General features: G+C 30.5%; 2 protein-coding genes. Both read left to right on the top strand.

The annotated features are described in order from the left end of the window. Positions 1 to 759: IS3 family transposase (locus tag ACTG3V_RS15480; protein ID WP_439133072.1), on the top strand; the 759-nt coding region annotated here is incomplete at its 5' end. A 242-nt stretch (positions 760 to 1,001) separates the two neighbouring features. Next, a complete protein-coding gene (locus ACTG3V_RS15475) occupies positions 1,002 to 2,198 on the top strand; it encodes a DUF4249 domain-containing protein (RefSeq protein ID WP_439133071.1) in 1,197 nt (398 codons plus the stop codon). Positions 2,199 to 2,223 lie beyond the last annotated feature (25 nt).

The following is a 2,223-nucleotide window of genomic DNA, read 5'->3' as shown; positions in this document are numbered from 1 at the left end:
CGTAAAAAAGTAGGCTCTAAAACAGGTGGAATCAAATTATACAAGGAGTTAAAACAAGAATTTATCGAGCAAGATATCAAAATAGGCAGAGATAAATTCTATCGGTTCCTAAGGCTCAATAATCTCTTGATTCCTAAAACAAAAAATTACATCACAACAACTAATTCTAATCACATGTTCAAAAAATATAAAAATCTGGTTAAAAACAAAGTCCCTACTCGACCTGAACAACTGTGGGTAAGCGATATTACCTATATCAAAACTCAACACGGTCATAACTACTTAGCAATAGTTACTGATGCTTATTCTAAACAGATCATGGGTTACAACTTAGATAATCATATGAAAACATCCCTTTGTATAAAGGCGCTGAATATGGCTATTAATAACAGAAAGTATCCAAACCAGAAACTTATACATCATTCTGACAGACGTTTTCAATACTGCAATCCTAAATACACCGAATTTGCCGAAAGTAATGGTATTACAATGAGTATGACTGAACAGTACGATCCTTATGAAAATGCTGTCGCTGAACGTATTAATAGAACACTTAAATACGAATATGGCTTAAAACAAACCATCAAAAACACTGCAATAGCAAAAGATATGACTCATCAAGCTGTATATATTTATAATAATCTAAGAACACATTTTAGTCTAAATCTTAGAAAGCCTGCTGAGGTACATTCAAATCCTAACATTAAATACAAACCCTATCGAAAAAATAAAGTAAATTTACATGAACTTAAAATATAAGCACAAAATAAAAAGTTATTCTAATTTTTTTGGACCCATTCAAAAGGCACTGAAAAAAAATTGGAAATAACTTTTGACCGAACTAGCAAAATCATTTGAAAAAAGGTCAACCTATAGCAGTATAATACACAATCCTTTTGCCGTATTTTTTGTTACCGAAAATGGTGGAGTTAACGCTTATCAGAGTTCAATTTTCTCTACGCCTATCCCTACTATTACTTATAATTTTAAATTTTAAAAAGATGAAACTTATAAAATCATATTTTACAAAAGCACTACTCTTTTTATTCTTTTATAATTGTGTAGAACCAATAGAAATTGAAAATCTTTCTTTTGATAATTTATTGGTAGTAGAAGCTAGTATTACAAATGAATTAAAAAAACATACGGTTCAACTATCTAGAACATTTCAACTAAATGAAAATTCTATAAAAAGTGAAACTGGTGCAACTGTATCTATTTCAAATAACAATGGTACTGTTTACAATTTTATCGAAGTTTCTCCAGGACAATATGAATCTTCGATTGCTTTTCAAGCAACAAACAATGTTACATATACGCTAAACATTTCAACACAAAATGGAAATACGTACAGCTCAACACCAGAAGAATTAACAGCATCATCCCAAATAAATGAACTTAGTACCAATGTAGAAAATTCGACTGATGGATTAGAGGGTGTAGCAATATATGTAGAAAGTAGTAGTACAAATACATCCGCCAATTATTATAGATATACGTTCGAAGAAACCTATAAAATTTCACCTCCTTTATGGTCTGACCAACAATTAGTGGTGGTTTCTAACCGTTTGCCTTATAGAGTTGCTTTAGAAGCTAAAACAATAGAGAATAAAAACTGTTATAAAACATTAAATTCTACTGATATTTTAGTTGCTGAAACTGCTTCTTTAGAAGAAAATAAAGTCGTTTTTCCTGTAAATTTTATGTTAAATACTGATTTTAAAATTGCTGAACGTTATAGTATTTTAGTAAAGCAATTTGTTATAACACCATCAGCTTACAACTATTTTAACACCTTAAAAAGATTATCGAGTTCAGACAATGTCTTTGCACAGTCACAACCGGGCTTTATTGCTGGCAATATAAGTTCCAACAATGATGAAAACGAAAAAACAATTGGCTTTTTTCAAGTATCAACTGTATCAGAAAAAAGACTATTCTTTAATTTTACGGATGTTTTTCCAGGTAAAACTTTTGAATATCCTTACGATTGTGATTTTGCTGCTCCTATTTTGTATGATCCATTTTCTGAAGCATCACCTTTGGCCGATTTGATAAATAGCGGAGCTTATACTTATTACAGCGAAAATAATTTAAATGAAGCCGCTCTTGAAGGCCCCTATTTAATGGTGCCTAAAGTTTGTGGAGACTGCACAGTATTAGGTAGTAATATAAAACCAGAATTTTGGATTGATTAGAAAACTATGACTAAAAAATTATTTA

The organism is Polaribacter sp. (assembly GCF_965660385.1).
In the GTDB taxonomy this organism is placed as follows: domain Bacteria; phylum Bacteroidota; class Bacteroidia; order Flavobacteriales; family Flavobacteriaceae; genus Polaribacter.
This window is presented reverse-complemented; position numbering and strand designations above follow the sequence as displayed.